Annotated in this window: 17 protein-coding genes and 1 pseudogene; 9 read left to right on the top strand and 9 right to left on the bottom strand. The window is 62.8% G+C overall.

Going from position 1 to position 16,887, the window contains the following annotated elements; all coding sequences use genetic code 11:
- Window positions 1-22: 22 nt before the first annotated feature.
- From IB263_RS25525 to IB263_RS25495, 7 genes are all read right to left on the bottom strand, one after another.
- On the bottom strand, window positions 23-970 hold the full coding sequence (locus tag IB263_RS25525) for a carbohydrate kinase family protein (protein ID WP_060521175.1): 948 nt from the start codon (window positions 968-970) through the stop codon (window positions 23-25).
- A gap of 80 nt (window positions 971-1,050) precedes the next feature.
- Window positions 1,051-2,010: an ABC transporter permease gene (locus tag IB263_RS25520; RefSeq protein ID WP_371814212.1), complete on the bottom strand. Its 960-nt coding sequence runs from the start codon at window positions 2,008-2,010 to the stop codon at window positions 1,051-1,053.
- Window positions 2,011-2,084: 74 nt separating this feature from the next.
- On the bottom strand, window positions 2,085-3,653 hold the full coding sequence (locus IB263_RS25515; RefSeq protein WP_060521173.1) for a sugar ABC transporter ATP-binding protein: 1,569 nt from the start codon (window positions 3,651-3,653) through the stop codon (window positions 2,085-2,087).
- 87 nt (window positions 3,654-3,740) lie between these two features.
- Window positions 3,741-4,742 (bottom strand): substrate-binding domain-containing protein, encoded by a 1,002-nt coding sequence (locus IB263_RS25510; protein WP_060521172.1) that lies wholly within the window; start codon window positions 4,740-4,742, stop codon window positions 3,741-3,743.
- A 77-nt stretch (window positions 4,743-4,819) separates the two neighbouring features.
- The gene (locus IB263_RS25505; RefSeq protein WP_060521329.1) at window positions 4,820-5,794 is read right to left on the bottom strand and encodes an ABC transporter permease; all 975 of its coding nucleotides are present in this window, start codon (window positions 5,792-5,794) and stop codon (window positions 4,820-4,822) included.
- Window positions 5,795-6,165: 371 nt separating this feature from the next.
- Window positions 6,166-6,858, bottom strand: a complete 693-nt coding sequence (locus IB263_RS25500) for an alpha/beta fold hydrolase (protein ID WP_210338322.1) — start codon at window positions 6,856-6,858, stop codon at window positions 6,166-6,168.
- A gap of 151 nt (window positions 6,859-7,009) precedes the next feature.
- Complete coding sequence (locus IB263_RS25495) at window positions 7,010-7,864, bottom strand: alpha/beta hydrolase (RefSeq protein ID WP_162251906.1); 855 nt, start codon at window positions 7,862-7,864, stop codon at window positions 7,010-7,012.
- Here IB263_RS25495 and IB263_RS25490 point away from each other — a divergent pair.
- The 4 genes from IB263_RS25490 to IB263_RS25475 all read left to right on the top strand — a co-directional run bounded on the left by IB263_RS25490 (window position 7,847) and on the right by IB263_RS25475 (window position 10,833).
- Complete coding sequence (locus IB263_RS25490; protein ID WP_162728865.1) at window positions 7,847-8,371, top strand: LysR substrate-binding domain-containing protein; 525 nt, start codon at window positions 7,847-7,849, stop codon at window positions 8,369-8,371. The genes IB263_RS25495 and IB263_RS25490 overlap by 18 nt on opposite strands.
- Before the next feature lie 399 nt (window positions 8,372-8,770).
- The gene (locus IB263_RS25485) at window positions 8,771-9,262 is read left to right on the top strand and encodes a carboxymuconolactone decarboxylase family protein (RefSeq protein WP_089044874.1); all 492 of its coding nucleotides are present in this window, start codon (window positions 8,771-8,773) and stop codon (window positions 9,260-9,262) included.
- Window positions 9,259-9,618 (top strand): Atu4866 domain-containing protein, encoded by a 360-nt coding sequence (locus tag IB263_RS25480; protein ID WP_060521168.1) that lies wholly within the window; start codon window positions 9,259-9,261, stop codon window positions 9,616-9,618. The genes IB263_RS25485 and IB263_RS25480 overlap by 4 nt, the downstream gene beginning before the upstream one ends.
- A gap of 315 nt (window positions 9,619-9,933) precedes the next feature.
- Entirely contained in the window at window positions 9,934-10,833 is a 900-nt protein-coding gene (locus IB263_RS25475; protein WP_034790409.1) for a LysR family transcriptional regulator, read from the top strand.
- Window positions 10,834-10,848: 15 nt separating this feature from the next.
- Here IB263_RS25475 and IB263_RS25470 read toward each other — a convergent pair whose 3' ends face one another.
- Both IB263_RS25470 and IB263_RS34765 read right to left on the bottom strand, forming a co-directional pair.
- Window positions 10,849-11,496 carry a substrate binding domain-containing protein gene (locus IB263_RS25470; protein WP_320410641.1) on the bottom strand — a complete coding sequence of 216 codons (648 nt, stop codon included), beginning with the start codon at window positions 11,494-11,496 and terminating at the stop codon, window positions 10,849-10,851.
- A 66-nt stretch (window positions 11,497-11,562) separates the two neighbouring features.
- Window positions 11,563-11,637 (bottom strand): annotated as a pseudogene (locus tag IB263_RS34765) (hypothetical protein); the annotation flags it as partial.
- Window positions 11,638-11,864: 227 nt separating this feature from the next.
- On the opposite strand from IB263_RS34765, the gene IB263_RS25465 reads away from it, so the two are divergent.
- The 5 genes from IB263_RS25465 to IB263_RS25445 all read left to right on the top strand — a co-directional run bounded on the left by IB263_RS25465 (window position 11,865) and on the right by IB263_RS25445 (window position 16,849).
- The gene (locus tag IB263_RS25465) at window positions 11,865-12,602 is read left to right on the top strand and encodes an SDR family oxidoreductase (protein WP_034790416.1); all 738 of its coding nucleotides are present in this window, start codon (window positions 11,865-11,867) and stop codon (window positions 12,600-12,602) included.
- A 231-nt stretch (window positions 12,603-12,833) separates the two neighbouring features.
- Window positions 12,834-13,115 carry a DoxX family protein gene (locus IB263_RS25460; protein WP_051659195.1) on the top strand — a complete coding sequence of 94 codons (282 nt, stop codon included), beginning with the start codon at window positions 12,834-12,836 and terminating at the stop codon, window positions 13,113-13,115.
- Between the two features lie 339 nt (window positions 13,116-13,454).
- The gene (locus IB263_RS25455; protein ID WP_060521166.1) at window positions 13,455-14,615 is read left to right on the top strand and encodes an MFS transporter; all 1,161 of its coding nucleotides are present in this window, start codon (window positions 13,455-13,457) and stop codon (window positions 14,613-14,615) included.
- Between the two features lie 265 nt (window positions 14,616-14,880).
- Window positions 14,881-16,086: an MFS transporter gene (locus IB263_RS25450; RefSeq protein ID WP_090297361.1), complete on the top strand. Its 1,206-nt coding sequence runs from the start codon at window positions 14,881-14,883 to the stop codon at window positions 16,084-16,086.
- Between the two features lie 124 nt (window positions 16,087-16,210).
- On the top strand, window positions 16,211-16,849 hold the full coding sequence (locus tag IB263_RS25445) for a LysE family translocator (protein WP_060521165.1): 639 nt from the start codon (window positions 16,211-16,213) through the stop codon (window positions 16,847-16,849).
- The last annotated feature ends 38 nt before the right edge of the window (window positions 16,850-16,887 follow it).

The raw sequence follows: 16,887 nt of genomic DNA, 5'->3' as shown, positions 1-16,887 counted from the left end.
TCAGGAGCGCCCTGCCAGCCCGTCAGTTTGCCTTGACGCGCGCGGTGCGCATGAATGCCTGCGTCCCCTCGAAGGAGGTGATGCCGGCATCAGAACCGAGACCGGTCGCCACCAGCGCGGCCGAGGCCTGCGCGAACTTCAGTGATGTCTCCGTGTCCATTTTGTGGTGCAGGCCGGTGATGAAACCGGCATTGAAGGCGTCGCCGCAGCCGGTCGTATCGACGACGTCGATCTCGAAGGCCGGCAGTTTCACGGTCTTTCGGTCCGGATCCATGAAATAGACGCCGTCGCCGCCGAGTGTGAAAACGCAATGCTTCACACCGAGATCGCAGAAGAAGAGCGACGCATCCTCGGCGGTTTTCCGCCCGGAAATCAGCATGGCCTCCTCCACCGACGGCATGAAGTAGTCGATATAGGGGAAGAGCGGGCGGATGAGGGAAAGCGTCTTCTCACTGGCGCCGAGCAGATCGAAGGTGACGATCCGGCCCTTGGCCTTCGCCGCTTCGAGAAGCACGCGGCTCGGCTCACCGTCGAGGCGGTCGAGCAGGCCCGTGCCGCCAAGGTGGACAATCGGCGCCGCCGTCACGCGATCGAGCGCTTCGGCTGCGATCTCGAAATGACCGGACGCGCCGCGGACGTGAAGAGCAGGCCTTTCGCCGTTGCGGCGGATGTTGAGGATCGTGGCAGACGTCGGAACGCCGGGGATCCGCTGCATCTCGGCCGTGTCGACGCCGAAGCGCTGCAAGGTCGAAAGTACGAAATCGGCCTTCTCGTCGTCACCGACGGCGCCAACCGCGAGGCAGTTGAGACCGAGCTTTGCAAGGTCGACGACGGTGCCTCCGGCGGTACCGGCAACCGTCAAGCGGATCTCGTCGATAAACTCGACATTGCCGCCCTCGGGAATGCGATCGACCGGGCGACCGAGGATGTCCAGAATATAAAGTCCGATGACCGAAACATCGTGCGCCATGCACTCAAACCTTTCTCAAGGAAACAGGGTTGTCGAACGACGCCGGCCCTGACCGCGCTTGGCGGCCCCGGGGCCAGCCGTCAGGATTGTCTGCCGCGGATCGAGAAGATCGCGCCGGCGAGAATGATGAAGATGCCGACAATGACCAGCTGCCAGGTGCTCGGAATGCCGACGAGAATGAGGACGTTACTGACGAGCGTGATCAGCACGACGCCCAGAAGCGTGCCGATGACGCTGCCGGAGCCGCCGGTGATACGCGCGCCGCCGAGGACCACCGCGGCGATGATTTCGAGCTCGGCGCCGGCGAGATCGAACGGGTTCGCCAGCCGGTTGCTGGAGACGTGAATGATCCCGGCGACGCCGGCGAGAAGCCCCGCATAGGCAAAGACAAAGATACGGACCGTGCGCAGGTTGTAGCCGAGCCGCTCGGCCACACCGGCGTTTCCGCCGACGGCGTAGACTGCACGGCCGATGAGGGTTCGCTCAAGGATCCACCAGGTGACGACAGCGGCGACGGCGAGGATGAGCACGAAGGCCGGCAACGTCGAGGTCGAACCGTTGGCGCTGTGATGGGTTAAGAGCGCAAGCTTTCCGAACGCGTCCATTGCCGCAGGAATGTTCATGAACAGCGCCGTGCCGACAAAGGTGAGCAGGAAGCTGCGGATGACATATTGCGTGCCGATCGTCACGATCAGCGATGGCGCTTTCAGGGCATGAACCAGAACGCCGTTGAGCGCGCCGAAACAGGCGCCGCCGATGGCGCCGAGCGCGAGGATCGCGACGATCGGCATGTCGGGCACGATATTCACGACCAGCATGGTGACGGCGTACATGACGAATGCGGCAATCGCCGTGAACGAGACGTCGATGCCACCGGAGGCAAGGACGACGAGCACGCCGAGCGCGAAGAGGCCGCGGACGACGGACGCACGCAGGATGTCGAAAAGGTTCGACACCTGCCAGAAGTCCGTGTTGATCGCACCGACGACGAGCGAAACCGCGACGATCAGGATCAGCGTGAAGGCCGGTGGGTGGCGCATGAGCCACGTCCAGATGCCGGCAACAGCGCCCGCGCTTTCAGACCGGGGTTCTGCCGGGGAGAAGGTGGTTTCGCTCATTGAAGCCTCGCAATGGTATCGTCGGTCAGCGCGCGGGAGAGAACGTCTTCCGCCAGCCCCTCGGCGGCAAAGGTTTTGACGACACGACCCTTGCGCATGACCATGATGCGGTCGCAGTTCTGCAGCAGTTCGGGCAGGTCGTCGCTGATGATGATGACGCCCATGCCGTCGCCGGCGAGCCGCTGGATGATCCGATAGATCGTGTCCTTGGAGCCGACGTCGACGCCGACGGTCGGGCCGTGCAGGATGAGCAGTTTTGGTTCGATCGTCAGCCAGCGCCCGATGAGCACGCGCTGCTGGTTGCCGCCGGACAACGACTGCACCGGCTTGTCGACGCCGGCCGAGACGACCTGAAGGTCGTCGACCGTGCGCTCGGCGAGCGCTCGGCTGCGGCGCCCGTCGACGATGCCGAAGGCATTGCGCAGCCGGTCGAGGACCGGAACCACGATATTGTCCTTGATCGATTGCGAAAGGAACAATCCCTCCGAGAGCCGGTCCTCGGGAACGTAGCCAATCCCGGAAGCGATCGCATCGGCGGGTTTGCCAAGGCGGATCTCGTTGCCTTCGAGAAATACACCGCCGCCGTCGGCCGGCGAAACGCCGGCGAGCGCAAGCGCCAGTTCGTTGCGCCCGGAATCGAGCAGGCCGGTAATGCCGATGATCTCGCCCTTGCGCAGCGACAAGGACACGTCTGCAAAAAATCCGGTTCGTGAGAGCTTTTCGACATTGAGCAGCTTCTCGCCGAGCGTGACGGCGGACCGCTGGCGGGTGTCGTCCAGCACTTTGCCTGTCATCCAGAAGGCTAGATCGGCCTTCGAATGGCCCTCGACGTCGCATTCGGCGACTTTCTGGCCATCGCGCATGATGATCGCGCGCCCGCCGAGCGACTTGCACTCGTCGAGCTTGTGGGTGACGAACAGCACGGCCACGCCCTTGGCGCGCAGGCGGTCGACGACGCCGATGAGATTGTCGACCTCGTGTTTGGTCAGCGCGGTCGTTGGCTCGTCCATGATGACGAGGCGGGCGTCGGAGGCGATTGCGCGGGCAATGGCGATCAGCTGCCGCGTCGCCATCGGCAACTCGTCCGTCCGCGTTGAAAGAAAGGCCCTGCTCGCCGGCAGGCCGACGGCCGCAAGGGCGCGCTCGGCCGTCGCCCGCATCTTCGGTATGTCGAGCCGCCGCGCAAGCTTGCCCGACGAGGACACCAACTGCTGAGTCAGCCCGATGTTCTCGGCGACGGAGAGATTGGGGAGCAGCGAGAAATCCTGATAGACCGTTTCGATGCCGGCAGCGAGGGCTGCGACCGGTGTCAGTCCGGTGACCGTCTTGCCGTCGATCAATAGTTCGCCTGCATCAGCCCCTTGAGCCCCGGAAATGATCTTGATGAGCGTGCTCTTACCGCAGCCATTCTCACCCATCAGGTGATAGATGTTGCCGGCCTCGATCGAAAGGCTCACGCCCTTGAGCGCGCGCACGCCACCGAAGTGCTTCTCGATGTTGCGCACCTCCAGAAAAGGGGTCGCGGGCTTGAGATGCGGTTCACCGCCAGTGGGCTGGGGCTGCATGGCTTTGTCCTGATGGTGCATGAGGGCGTTCGAGGGACACGCCGCCGCGCCGGTTTATGGCGCGACGGCATTAATCGGCAGAACCGATCAGAACGGGTATTTGCCGTAGTTCGACTTGTCGACGTCGACCCAGGCTTCGCCGACGACGATGATACCGTCACCGGCACCCTTCTTGACCGTCACCTTTTCGTAGCCGGGCACGCCGAGATCCATGCCGTCCTTGATCTCTTCGCCCTTGATGACCATGTCGGCCACCTTGTTCATGACGTAGCCGGCATCCTTCGGATCCCAGAAGCTGATGCCATCGACGGCGCCGGATTCAAGATAGGATCCGGTATCCTTCGGCAGGCCGATGCCGAAGACGCAGGTCTTGTCCTGCAGGCCGGCCTCTTCGACGGCGCGGCCGATGCCGATGACGTCGATGGCGGAGCCGCCCTGGAAGCCCTTGATGTCGGGGTACTTGCGCAGGATCTCGCGGGCCTTCTCATAGGCGCGGTTGGCGTCGTTGAAGGATTCGTTCTTCTCCGAGACCAGCTCCATTTCTGGGTACTTCTTGGCGTTCTCAGCGCCGCCGTCAGCCCACTGGACATGCGTCAGGCTGCCGAGCGAACCGACGAAGGACGTCCATTTTCCTGATTTGCCCATGCACTCGGCGATCTTCTCGTTGAAGCGGGCGCCGAAGGCCTTGTTCTCGAAGGCTTCGATGTCGACGAGCGTGTTCTTCATGCTGTCGGCCTCGTGGGTCACCACCTTGATGCCGCGCTGGGCGGCGCGCTTCAGCACGCCTTCGAGCGACGCCGCATCCATCGGCACGACGGCAATCGCGCTGACCTTCTTGGCGACAAGGTCCTCAATCAGGCGTGCCTGCTGGGCGGCATCCGCCTTGCCCGGGCCGATCTGGCTCGTGGCAACCGTATCGTTGTCGTTGCCATAGGCGGCGACGCCCTCGGCCATGCGGGTGAACCAATTCTCGCCGGTGACCTTGACGACGGTCACGATGCTCGGCTTCTCCTCGGCCATGGCAGCCGCGGCACCCCAGATGGTGCTGAGAGCCACGGTGCAGGCGGCAATTTTACGAAAATCAGGCATAGTTCCTCCCATTGCGCCTTCGAAAGGAAAGAGCTGTGGCGCGCGAAGGCTCGCGCCCGGCCCTGGCGGAAACGGGGTTAGCTGCGGGCCGCCCTGAACCAGGCTTTGAAGTCGAAGCCGGAGGTGGCGATGAAAACGAGCAGAAGAACGCCCCAGGCGAGGTCTCGGAAGAAGTTCGAGATGTTCATGAAGTTGAAGAGGCTGGAGAGCATCTGCAGCGACGTTGCCGAAAGCACGACGCAGATGACTCGCCCATAGCCGCCCTCGGGGCGAACCCCGGCCATGACGGCGATCAGGATAGCGATGAGGACATAGGAGGTGCCGTAGTCCCACTTCACGCTCGAGGTGCGCGCGGCAATGACGATGCCGGCAACCGACGCCAATAGCCCGCAAACCGTATAGGTCAGGAACAGGATGCGCTTTTCCGGGATGCCCGCGTAGCGCGCGGCCTTGGCATTGTTGCCGAGCAGAAGCAGACGTTGGCCGAAGGGCGTGAAACGCAGGATGGCGCCGATCGCGAGCGCGACGACCAGGAACAGAGCGAAGCATTGGGGCACGCTCAGGATCGTGGCATTACCGAAATCGTCGAGCGGCTCGACATAGCCGATGCTGAGCGCCGAACCATTGGTGAGAACGATCGCCAGGCCGGTAAAGAGCAATTGCGTGCCGAGCGTGGCGATGATCGGCGTCAATCCAACCTTCGCGATCAGGAAACCGTTCAGCATGCCGCCGACAAGGCCGATGCCAAGCGCTACGCCGATCAGGCTCCAGGTGAAGAGAAGCGGAGCCTCGTCGGCGGAAATCACGTCGCGCAGAAAGAAGTAGGCGGCAACGCCCGAGAGATTGGCAAGCGCGATGCCGGAAAGGTCGATGCCGCCGTTGCCGGACATCATGGCCAGCATGACGCCAAGGGCGAGGAACCCCAGTTCGGGGACCTGCGACGCCATGGACTGGAAGTTATAGAGCTCGACGAAACTCGCGCCGACGAGTATCGCACCGGCGACAATGGCGGCAACGTTCACAGTGGCGAGAAAGCCGAGCTGCCGATCCATCTGAAAAGCCACGATGTCCCCTCCCATGCTGGCATCTGTGCAGACGGAAATGCTTCCCGGTTCTTCGGCTCCAGGCTCCTGTCTCCCCTGAAACCAACCGACAACCGGCGTCCTCTGTACATTTCTGACATTTGCCAGTCATCGGTGTGTTTTGTCAACAACGTTCTTCTAGCTGTTCTGTAACCGAAGTGGAGGGTGAGCGGAAATGCCGGCTTGCTATCCTTCTCCTCCGTGGAAAGTCCTGCTTGGCGAGACTGCCAAAGCGTCCTCAGCCCAAGCGTGACATCCGCCGGATTTGGAACGGCAAGGGCAGCAAACGGCAAGAATTGGGTGACAACGGGAGGCGAACGGTGGAGTTTGGCTCGGGCGCGTTACGCTTCGGCCTTCTGTTGAGCGAGCCATTCCCGAATGATGGTGGCGAGGCGTTGCGGCGCTTCCATCGGGACCATATGGCCAGTGTCGGCGACGACTTCGAAGCTTGAGCCGACGAGCCCAATGTGAAGCTCCAGCGCTTCGGCGCGCGACCTCAACCGATCCTCTTCGCCGGCAATGACCAGGCTTGGGCATTGGATCGACGCCAGAGCGTCCCGTTCGTCCCTCCGCTCGATGAGAGATTGTCGACGAAAGGTGTCGCCTCCCATTCGATAGCCTGCCGCCTGGATGCGATCGAGGATATCGGTCCGCCCCGCATTGTCGGGGTGCAGGGACGAGAGGATAGCCGATCGGCTGAGCCCCTTGAATGCCGTGCCGGCGGCCTGCCCGGCGACGACAGCCTTTCGCTGGCGCTCGACGTCGCTGTCGCCGCGCGCGGACGTGGCAATGAGGATCAGCGCGGTCACCCGGTCGGGCGCCTGCCGGACGATTTCCCGGGCGACGTAGCCTCCCATGGAGAAACCGGTGAGTATGAAGCGATCCGGGGCATCCATCAGCGTGCGACGGGCCATGGCTTCGATCGAGCCGTCTTGCGACAGGTCGGCATAGGTCGCGGGACCGTACTCGCCGAGTGCGGGAACCACATCGCGCCAGAGATCGGCGTCGAGCATGAAGCCCGGAACAAAGAGCATTGCCACAGTCGCCACCTCCCCGCACACCTGCTCGTAGATTGACCCTATCGGAAGAAATGGCGGCGGTCGTCAAGCGAGATGCCGCCTTCGGGCGGAAAGCCTCTTGCGCCCTGGCAGTCATGCGGCGCGAACCGTGCAGTGCGCCTGCCCCTTAGTCGACTTCCAAAGATCGGCTCAGCGCCGATTTCCAGCCGGCGATGAAATCCGCCGAGATGCGCGCCTGCGGTACCATCGTGTCGAAGCCGTGATAGGCGCCGGGAACCACGGACATTTCGACCGGCACGCCGGCCACGACGAAACGGGATGCGAAATGTATCGATTCCTGTGCGAACAGGTCGAGTGTGCCAACGCCGATCCAGGCGGATGGCAGGCCGGCAAGATCGACGGCACGTGCCGGAACCGCCTCCGCCGGTGGTTCCGCCATCAGCGGCTTGCGACCGAGCAGGGAAGTCCAGCCAAAAGCATTCGACTGCGCGTTCCAGATGAAGGTTCCGACGTGAGCCGGTGGCAAGCGCAACACAGTGCGGTCGTCGAGCATTGGATAACGCAACAACTGGAAGCGGATCGGCCACTCGCCGCGGTCACGTACCCTCAGCGAGACGGCAGCGGCAAGCCCGGCGCCGGCACTCTCGCCCATCACGGCGATCCGCTTCCTATCAACGCCAAGCTCGACCGCAGCCTGATGCAACCAGCCGAGCGCCGCGTATGCGTCGTCGAGCCCAGCCGGGAACGGATGCTCGGGTGCAAGGCGGTAGTCGACCGAAACGATAAGCGCGCCCAGTTCCGCGGACAATTGCTGCAGTTCGGGAACGGCGACTTCGGGCTTGCCAACGACCAGTCCACCACCGTGAAGATGCTGGATTGCCGGCTTGTTCGGGCGCTCCGGCGCCGGATCCAGGACGACGACCCGCAGCTTCGGATTTCCCTCGCCGCCCGCGATGAAGCGTTCCTGTGGCTGCACGGCCGGCGGCGATAGCGCCGGCGGGAATTGGGCGTTGCGGATCATCTGGAGATTGTCCATGCCGAGGTCGACGGAATGTTCCCGAGGGTCGGCAATCTCGAGGATTCGTCCCTGATCGCCCGCAAGATCGGACGCACCGAAGCGTCTATCTTTGCAGCACCGGCGCTGTTCGCGGCACAGGGCATGTCACTGCTGCCTTCCGACCTAACAACCTATCAGTTGATCGACGAGCAGATCGCACCGGGCGAAAGCCAGACCTGGACACTCCACCATGCGGCGCAAGACCCGGTGAAGGTTGAGTTCAAGCCGCGCATGTGTGCCAATAGCGTCCGCGGCATCTCGGAGGCTATCGAGGCCGGGATCGGCATCGGCCGCCTGCCAACCGTCATCGGCCGCAGGATGGTCGCCGAGGGAACCGCCATACAGATATTGCCTGGCTGGGCCGGCCCCGGACTGGATATTTCGCTGATACATCCTGCGAGCCGCGGCATGCTGCCCGGTGTCTGCCTGCTGATCGACACGCTGAGCCGCGAGGCTGGCGCGTTTTTGTAAGTGATTTCGAAGTCAAACGGTGGTGCCGCCGCAATCACGCCAAGGGCCCGTACCCGAGAGAACAAATTCGCCTGTCATAACTGACATGGTCGCGATGAGCGTGCCACTGAACAGTATTCCGACTGGTTAGTCAGATTTACCAGTATGGATCGAAATCGGCGTCTTATCGTTCCAATCTTCCCCGCCTACCTTTTGCGTCGACACAGCAACGCAAGACGGAGGAGGAACTGGACAGGGCCCGCTGACTTTCGACGCTCCGAATGACAGCGCCTCCCCCAAATTCAGCTGACGCGGATAGGACGCGCGCTTGTCGCGCCCTCCCCGGCATCGAACAGCCGGAGGATGGCGACGTTCGCGATCGGCTGACGTCCCAACAGACAATCTATCGAGGAGAGAAACGTGCTTGATCGCATTCAATCGCAATTCGCAGCAGCAGGTGCGGCGGTTTTCCTGGGCCTTTCGCCGGAGGTCGCCTTCGCCCAATCCCTGGAGGAGCGTCGCGAACGCGGCGCCGCCGTCATCCGGACCCTCAACAATGGCGTGACGCAGCCCAATCTGGAACGGATGCGGCAGGAGTTTCCCTTCCTTGCCGATGCGACCGAGGCCTATGCCCTTGGCGACGTCTGGGCTCGCCCGGGTCTCGACAACCGGACGCGGCAACTGGCAGCGGTCGCCGCCTTCGCTGCGATGGGCCTGACGGAGCTGATGAATGTCCATGCCGGATACGCGCTCAACATCGGTGTTTCCGAGGATGAGCTCAAGGAAATCATCTACATGGTAACCGTTCCGGCCGGATTTCCCCGCGCCATTGCTGCCTCGCAATCCTTGTCGCAGCTCTTTGCCGAACGGGCCGAAGCGGGCAAGGACAAGTCTGCGGGAGAGCAGCCATGAACAATCTCCCCAAGCTTGCCGCCGCCACCCTTGTTGCCGGTCTGGCATCTGCCGACGCGCCGATCTCCCGTCAAGCCGTCGCGGAGGACGTCATGAGCAGCGAGGCTCAAAGCAAGCAAGCAGATCATCCCTATGTCGGCATGTGGGTGACCGAGGACGGGCGGATCCGCCAGGAACTGTTGCCGAACGGCCGTTATGACGAGGCGCGCGGAAACCGAAAGAGCGCCTATCAGGGGCGCTACAAAGTGACCGGCAACCAGATCGACTACTGGGATGACACCGGCTTCACGGCCGATGGCGAGTTCATCGATGACGTGCTGCACCATGGCGGCATGGTGTTTTACCGCGAAAGGTGATTGCGGAAGGGGAGCACGTGAAGACCGTCGTTACCGGGATCGCCCCGATCCTTTGGTGCCAATGATGGTTGCCGCGTGTCTCCCGCCCCGCCTCTGCGGCCGCATGTCCATTGCGCCGTTTCTCGCGCGGGAGGTGGGGAAGAAGTGAAGGCTCTGCCGGGCTCTTGCGATCGCGGCAAGCCTTCTGGAGGCGATCACAGGCGCGGTAGAACTCGCGGTGACATTCTTTGATGCCTTGAAGGTTGTCGATCGGCGGGCCAAGATTGCATCACCACTCTGCCCAATCACACCGACACTGGTAAGTTGAGCCGTCCAATGGCCGTCGATCTTAATGCCATCTCCGTCTTCATGGCCGTCGCCGAGGCGCGGAGTTTTCGCGCGGCTGCCGAGCATCTGGGCGTTACCCGATCGGCCGTAAGCCAGTCTCTGCGGCGGCTGGAAGATCGGCTCGGCGTTGCACTCGTGCAGCGGACGACACGCAGCGTCAGCCTCACGGAGGCTGGCGCGCAACTTTACCTGCGTGTTGCCCCGGCCCTCGCGGAGGTCGGCCTGGCCCTGGACGCCACAGCCGACCGGGACATGGCCCCAACCGGGCTGTTGCGGCTGGCGGTGTCCTCGATCGCCGAAAGGTTCATATCAGGGGCGCTGCTCGCAAGCTTTGCCGAGGCCTACCCCACGATCCAGATCGATGTGACCGTCACGGACGAGGAGTTCGACATCGTGGCCCAAGGCTATGATGCCGGGGTGCGGCTCGGCGAAGTCATCGAGCAGGACATGATCGCAGTCCCGGTATCGGCCGAGCAACGCCAGACCGCTGTCGCGGCGCCATCCTATATCGAACGCTTCGGCAAGCCCATGCAACCGTCGGACCTCGCCCAGCACCGATGCATCGGCTGGCGTCCGGCGCCTCAAACTGCACCTTATCGCTGGGAGTTCGGCAAGGATGGGCGCGAGTTCGACGTGGCGGTGAACCCGCAGATCACCACCAACGACATGTCGCTGATGATCCGGACCGCCTGCGCCGGAGGCGGCATCACCTTCGGCATGGAGGAAACCTTCAGACCCTATGTTTCTGCGGGACAGCTGGTGCCGCTTCTCGAGGACTATTTCCCGCCGTTCGCGGGCTTTTATCTCTACTTTCCCAATCGACGGAACCTTGCGCCGAAGCTGCGCGCGCTCATCGAGCATGTGCGGTGGCGGCCCAACGCGGGATAGAGCGATCCGAAGCGGCTAAGCGACGATCTCGCGTACGAAGTCGAGAAAGGCGCGGAGTTTTGCAGGCATCAGGTCCGAGCGGCGATAATAGGCATGGAGCGGAAAGGTTTCTTCTGACCAGTCCGGCAGGATCTGGATCAGATCGCCGTCCGACAATTCGTCCCTGACATAGATCTCGAGCAATTGCGCGATCCCCGCGCCGCTGCGGCAGGCGGCAATCAGCGAGCCCGTGTCATTGACCATGACCCGGCCGGTCGCCGCGAACGGTATGGCTTCGCCACGGCTCTGAAACTCCCAGGCGAAGGGGCGCCCGGTCGCCGGGTCGCGGATGAGGACGCATTGGTGCCCGTGCGAAAGATCGGCTGGCACTTGCGGCCTGCCATATTTCTTTAGGTATTGCGCCGACGCGCAGGTGAACACACGCGTTTCCAGCAGCAGCTCCGTATGCATCGAATGGGCGCCAGGCTCGCCGAAGCGTACGGCAACGTCCGTCCCCTCGCCGACAAAATCGCCGATCGAGTCACGCACGAAGATCTCGACCGACAGTTCCGGATAGCGTTCGAGAAAGTCATTGATCCTCGGGGCGAGCACGAAGTGCCCGAAGGTCCCATCGACATTGATCCGCAGCTTGCCACGCACGTGCGTTTTGGTGCCGCCGGCCATGATCGCGGCCTCCTCGATTGCCGAAAGAAGTGGCGCGACGAGTTCATAAAAGCGCCGCCCCTCGTCCGTCAGCGAGATTGCCCGGGCGCTTCGATTGAAAATACGTATGCCGACGCGCTCCTCCAATCGGGCCACTGCGCGGCTGACCGCAGGCTAAGTCAACCCCATTGCTTCACCGGCCCGGGCAAAGCTGCCGGCCTCGACGACTGCTGAAAGCACTCCGATCCCGCTGAGCAAGCGCGCATCAAACGTCATGACAACTCATACTTTCAGTAATTTATCTCCTGCAAATTATGCATTTTTTCTTCTCTCATGCCAGGCGTATCCTCCTCGCGATCAATAGACGGAACACCTGAAAGGCTTGGCACATGAGCAACAGCAACAAGGTCGCGCTGGTTACCGGAGCGTCGCGGGGCATTGGGGCGGAAATCGCCAGGCGCCTCGCCGGTGACGGCTTCAAGATTGTCGTGAACTATGCGGGACGCACTGAGGCGGCCAAGGCGGTCGCGGACGAAATCATCGGCGGCGGTGGCGACGCACGCGTCATTCAAGCGGATGTCAGCGACGCCGGCGCGGTTGCCGCGATGTTCGACACGGCCACGCAAGCCTTCGGCGGGGTGGACGTCGTCGTCAACAGCGCCGGCATCATGAAGCTTGCACCGATTGCCGACGTCACCGACGACGTCGTCGACGATACCATCGCGATAAACCTGAAGGGCGCGTTCAACGTCTGCCGCGAGGCGGCGAAACGACTGCGCAACGACGGCCGGATCATCAACGTCTCGTCGAGCGTGATTGGAATGCGCCTGCCGACCTATGGCATCTACATTGCCACCAAGGCGGCGGTCGAAGGACTGACCCAGGTGCTGGCGCAAGAGATGCGTGGCCGCGGAATTCGCGTGAACGCGATCGCCCCTGGGCCTGTTGCGACGGAGCTGTTCCTGAGCGGAAAGAGCCCTGAACTGCTGTTCCGCATGGCAAAGATGAACCCCCTCGAACGGCTCGCTGAACCCGAGGATATCGCCCGTGTCGTCTCGTTCCTCGCCGGACCGGAAGGCGCGTGGATCAATGGCCAGGTCATCCGGGCAAACGGCGGCATGTGCTGAGCCGCACGCATCTCCTCACAACGAATGCTCATTCATGGAAGGAACTTCCCGTGACACAGGCTACCACGCATGCGAATGCCATGGTTCTGCCGGATCTGGGAGCAGCACCGGACTTTATCTGATCTTCAACCTCACCGCGGCCTTTGTCGCATTACTTGATGCTGAGGATCACAACGGGTGAAGTCGTGAGCTGGTTCGGCTGGGAAAAGCTCTTCAACGGCGACATGCCCCGTGACATCGAACTTTTCCAGAGTCGGGGCCTCGATCCGGCCGCTCGCCTATCTGACTATCGCCTTGGAGCTTTTCGGCGGTATCGCAATTGCGCTCGGGCTTCTGACGCGCGCCCTCGCCTTCATGCTCTTCATCCAGATGATCGTCATTCTGGTTGTGGTGATGATCCCGCGCGGCACGGGCTTTCAGCTTTCGACGGTATGGATCGGCGTCTTTGCCTATCTCAGCGCCCATGGGATCGGACGCTGGGCGCTGGACCGGCCGATTGACCGGCAGGTCTGAGCGTTCCACCGCAGATCATGTGAGGCCAGGGTCTGCCTTGACCACGAGCGCCTGAATGGGCCGGTCGCGCGATAGCGCGGCTGGCCACCCAGCGGTTCGTTTCGGATACCGATCGGGAAGAACTGTTGTGTTCCCTAAACCTCTTTGCTAGAGGTTCCTTGTCGTATTCAGCTTAGGCGAGCATTCATTCGCATCGCCATGACCCGAACCATCGGGGTCCGCAGCGCCGACACTCTCCCCCCCCAAAAAAAACGCTTCGATCCTTCCGGCGCCACGAACGGGCTAGACGTCTTCGCGCGCCGGTTCTCTCCTGCTTCTCAAGCTCAAGGACGATAATCCGTGCCCTCACGCTTCATTTTGCCCACCCTCGCGCTCGCCGTTTTCTTTGTCGGCGCGACCGAGTTCATGCTGTCGGCGATGCTTTCGCCCCTGGCCGTGGCCTTCGAGACGACGCCGGCGCACGCCGCATGGCTCGTCAGCAGCTACGCGCTTTCCTATGCCGTGGCCGCGCCGATCTTCGGCTACCTTTCCGATCGCATAGACCGTCGCCGACTTCTGCTCGTGTCGCTGGTTCTGTTCTCGATTGACGGCCTCGCGCTGACGATCGCGCCGAGCTTCGGGGCAGCGATCGTCCTGCGGGTCTTCGGCGGCCTGGCGTCGGCGGCTCTGATTCCGACGGTCTTTGCCCTGGTGGCAGACATCATCCCCGCGCACCGACAATCCGCCGCGATGGGAGCGGTGATGATCGGCATGACATCAGGCATCGTCTCGGGGCCGGTCATCGCCGGCGTCCTGACGGAGGCATTCGATTGGCGTGCGCCTTTCCTGGTGACTGCCGCCGGCTGCCTCACGACAGTTGCCATAGCCCGGAGTGCGATTCCCGCCCGGGCGGGAAATCCCCCAGTGCCGAAGATGAGGCGTCCTGTCTGGCTCGGCCGTGGCAATTTGATCCGCCCCCTGGCCGCGAAAGGCCTTTGGAACGGAACGGCTGTCGCCGGTTTCCTTCTTGCCGGCGAGGTCCTGCGGCTTCGTTATGACCTCGGCGTTGCGGCCACCGGCGTCTCCATCTCGGCTTTCGGTCTGGGACTCTTGCTTGGCAACCTCGGCGTCGGCCGAGCCGCACGGCTGTTTCGCGGTGACGATCGCACGCTGATCGTTGCGCTGTTCCTCCTGAGTGCGGCGGTCGGCGGCTTCATGCTCACCCCCCTGTCGTTCACGGGGGACCTCGTTTTCCTGACGGCATGGGGCTTTGCCTTGGGGCTCGCCGCACCGACGAGCACCGCCATTCTTGCGAGCCTGGCCGGAGAGGAAAAAGGTCAGGTGCTTTCGCTTTCGGAAAGCCTCAACAACCTGATGATCCTGGCCGTGCTGCCGCTTGCTGCGATGCAGCTCGACGCGACTGGTGCAACTGGAGCGGCGCTGGTCCTTGCCGTATTCCTCGCGATCGGTGTTTTCCTCGCGATCGCGGACCTTGCCACCCGAAAGCCGACAGCGCCGTGAGACCTGTCTCGCGGGGGAAGGCCTGAGTCGGGGCGAACGAGGCGGCGGGGCAAGAACCGCGCCTTGCCGGCAAGCTCCGGGGCGTCCTCAGAGGAAGGCTGGCCAAGAAAGTGCCCGTGCGAGCCTAACCTCCCGCCCCGACAGCTCATTTTTTCGCGCGCAGCGTCATCCGGTGGTTGCCCGCCTATCGGAGGATGCATAAGCTCCCCGCCGCGCGGCATCGCCGCAGGCCGTTTCACGGCATCCTGGAGTCAAGAAATCAACCATGACAGTCGCCATCCCTGCCGTGACACGCCCGAAGACGCATCTGGCCGTCCTGGTCGTTCTCGGGGTCACCCATCTCCTCAACGACCTCATGCAGTCGCTGATCCCGGCCGCCTATCCGATCCTGAAGGACGCCTATGCGCTCGACTTCGTGCAGATCGGCATGATCACCATGACCTTCCAGATTGCCGGGTCTCTGCTGCAGCCGGCGATCGGCATGGTCACGGACAAACACCCCGCCCCCTATTCGCCAGTCGTCGGGATGATGTTCACGCTCTCGGGCCTGGTCAGCCTCGCCCTTGCCGATAGCTATGCCATGATCCTTGTCTCTGTCGCGCTGATCGGCATCGGGTCGTCCATTTTCCACCCGGAAGCCACGCGCATGGCGCGCTATGCCGCCGGCGGCCGGCAGGGATTGGCGCAGGGACTGTTTCAGGTCGGCGGCCAGGCAGGCGGCGCACTCGGTCCGGTTTTTGCCGCGGTTATCATCGTTCCCTGGGGGCAGCCGAGCCTCGCCTGGTTCGCCGCCCTGGCGTTGCTGGCAATGGTGCTTCTCGCGTGGATCGGCGGCAAGCAGCGGGAGATCAGCGCCGCATTCATGGCGCTGCGGGCGGACAGCAAGAAGGCGGGCAGCATCCGCCACGCGCCGGCGACGATTGGCGCCGCTCTGGTGGTCCTGACGCTGCTGATGTTCACCAAGAACGCCTATGGCGAAAGTTTCCGCTCGTTCTACACCTTCTACCTCATGGAGAAGTTCGGCCTCTCCATCCCTTCCGCACAGATGATGTTGTTCATCTTCCTGCTTGCCTCGGCCGCAGGCGCCCTGATCGGAGGGATTGTCGGCGATCGCATCGGACGCTACCGGATCATCTGGATCTCGGTTCTAGGCCCGCTTCCGCTGACGCTGATCCTGCCACATGCCGATCTGTTCTGGACCGGCGTGCTGACGGTGATGATCAACCTCATCATGGCAAGCGCCTTCGCATCGATCCTGATCTACGCCATCGAGCTGTTGCCGAACCGCATCGGGCTTATCGGCGGGCTGTTCTACGGCTTGAACTTCGGTCTCGGCGGCATTGCGGCAGCGCTTCTCGGGATACTGGCCGATAGCTACGGCGTCGAAACGGTCTATTATATCTGCTCGTTCCTTCCGCTTGCGGGGCTTCTCGCGTGGTTCCTCCCGAAGATCGAGGAAGGTCATTCTTGACGAACGTCTCCCGCTTTCTCGACGGAGAGAGCGGGAGAGGACATGCCCGATTGTGGGATGACGCAACGCGTTTCATACTCGCCCTGCGTCGGCGGCGGCAGCGTTCTAAAGAGAGGATAATGACATGCATGAACTTGCAATTCTTGCCTCCATCCTGGGCGTCTTCCTGCTTGGAGCCATGAGCCCCGGGCCGAGCTTCATCGTGGTGTCGCGGATCGCGATCGCACGGTCCCGCGCCGATGGATTGATGGCAGCGGTCGGCATGGGCATTGGCGGCTTTTTCTTCGCCTGTATTGCGGTCGCCGGCCTGACGGCGATCCTTCTTCAGGTTGAATGGCTCAACATCCTCCTGAGGCTCGTCGGTGGCGCCTATCTCGTCTGGATCGGCATAAGCATCTGGCGGGCCGCACCGCAGAAGATAATGATTGCCGAGACACCCGCCGACCAGCCGAGCACGCTCTGGAAATCCCTGTTGCGGGGGCTCTTCGTTCAGATCTCCAACCCGAAGACGGCGATCTTCTACGCCTCGATGTTCGCCGCGCTGTTGCCGTCGCCGGCGCCTACCTGGATGCTTCTCGCCCTGCCCCCGCTGCTCTTCATCAACGAGTTCGCGTGGTACGCAATCGTCGCCCTCGGCTTTTCCTCCCACGGCCCGCGGGTCGTCTACCTTCGCTCCAAGACCTGGATCGACCGCGCCGCCGGCGCCGTGGTGGGCGCACTGGGGCTGAAGCTGATGACGGATAGCGCACGAACAATCGCCTGACGGCGCTTGTTCGCAGCGTTGCCTTATCCGAACGACCG

Source organism: Ensifer sp. ENS03, from assembly GCF_014852035.1.
GTDB lineage: Bacteria > Pseudomonadota > Alphaproteobacteria > Rhizobiales > Rhizobiaceae > Ensifer > Ensifer adhaerens.
This window is presented reverse-complemented; position numbering and strand designations above follow the sequence as displayed.

What these genes read in the sequence shown, in the direction of transcription:
- IB263_RS25525 (WP_060521175.1), bottom strand. Translation starts at nt 970, where the DNA reads ATGGCGCACGATGTTTCGGTCATCGGACTTTATATTCTGGACATCCTC.
- IB263_RS25520 (WP_371814212.1), bottom strand. Translation starts at nt 2,010, where the DNA reads ATGCGCCACCCACCGGCCTTCACGCTGATCCTGATCGTCGCGGTTTCG.
- IB263_RS25515 (WP_060521173.1), bottom strand. Translation starts at nt 3,653, where the DNA reads ATGCAGCCCCAGCCCACTGGCGGTGAACCGCATCTCAAGCCCGCGACC.
- IB263_RS25510 (WP_060521172.1), bottom strand. Translation starts at nt 4,742, where the DNA reads ATGCCTGATTTTCGTAAAATTGCCGCCTGCACCGTGGCTCTCAGCACC.
- IB263_RS25505 (WP_060521329.1), bottom strand. Translation starts at nt 5,794, where the DNA reads ATGGATCGGCAGCTCGGCTTTCTCGCCACTGTGAACGTTGCCGCCATT.
- IB263_RS25500 (WP_210338322.1), bottom strand. Translation starts at nt 6,858, where the DNA reads ATGCTCTTTGTTCCGGGCTTCATGCTCGACGCCGATCTCTGGCGCGAT.
- IB263_RS25495 (WP_162251906.1), bottom strand. Translation starts at nt 7,864, where the DNA reads ATGATCCGCAACGCCCAATTCCCGCCGGCGCTATCGCCGCCGGCCGTG.
- IB263_RS25480 (WP_060521168.1), top strand. Translation starts at nt 9,259, where the DNA reads ATGAACAATCTCCCCAAGCTTGCCGCCGCCACCCTTGTTGCCGGTCTG.
- IB263_RS25475 (WP_034790409.1), top strand. Translation starts at nt 9,934, where the DNA reads ATGGCCGTCGATCTTAATGCCATCTCCGTCTTCATGGCCGTCGCCGAG.
- IB263_RS25470 (WP_320410641.1), bottom strand. Translation starts at nt 11,496, where the DNA reads ATGGCCGGCGGCACCAAAACGCACGTGCGTGGCAAGCTGCGGATCAAT.
- IB263_RS25465 (WP_034790416.1), top strand. Translation starts at nt 11,865, where the DNA reads ATGAGCAACAGCAACAAGGTCGCGCTGGTTACCGGAGCGTCGCGGGGC.
- IB263_RS25450 (WP_090297361.1), top strand. Translation starts at nt 14,881, where the DNA reads ATGACAGTCGCCATCCCTGCCGTGACACGCCCGAAGACGCATCTGGCC.
- IB263_RS25445 (WP_060521165.1), top strand. Translation starts at nt 16,211, where the DNA reads ATGCATGAACTTGCAATTCTTGCCTCCATCCTGGGCGTCTTCCTGCTT.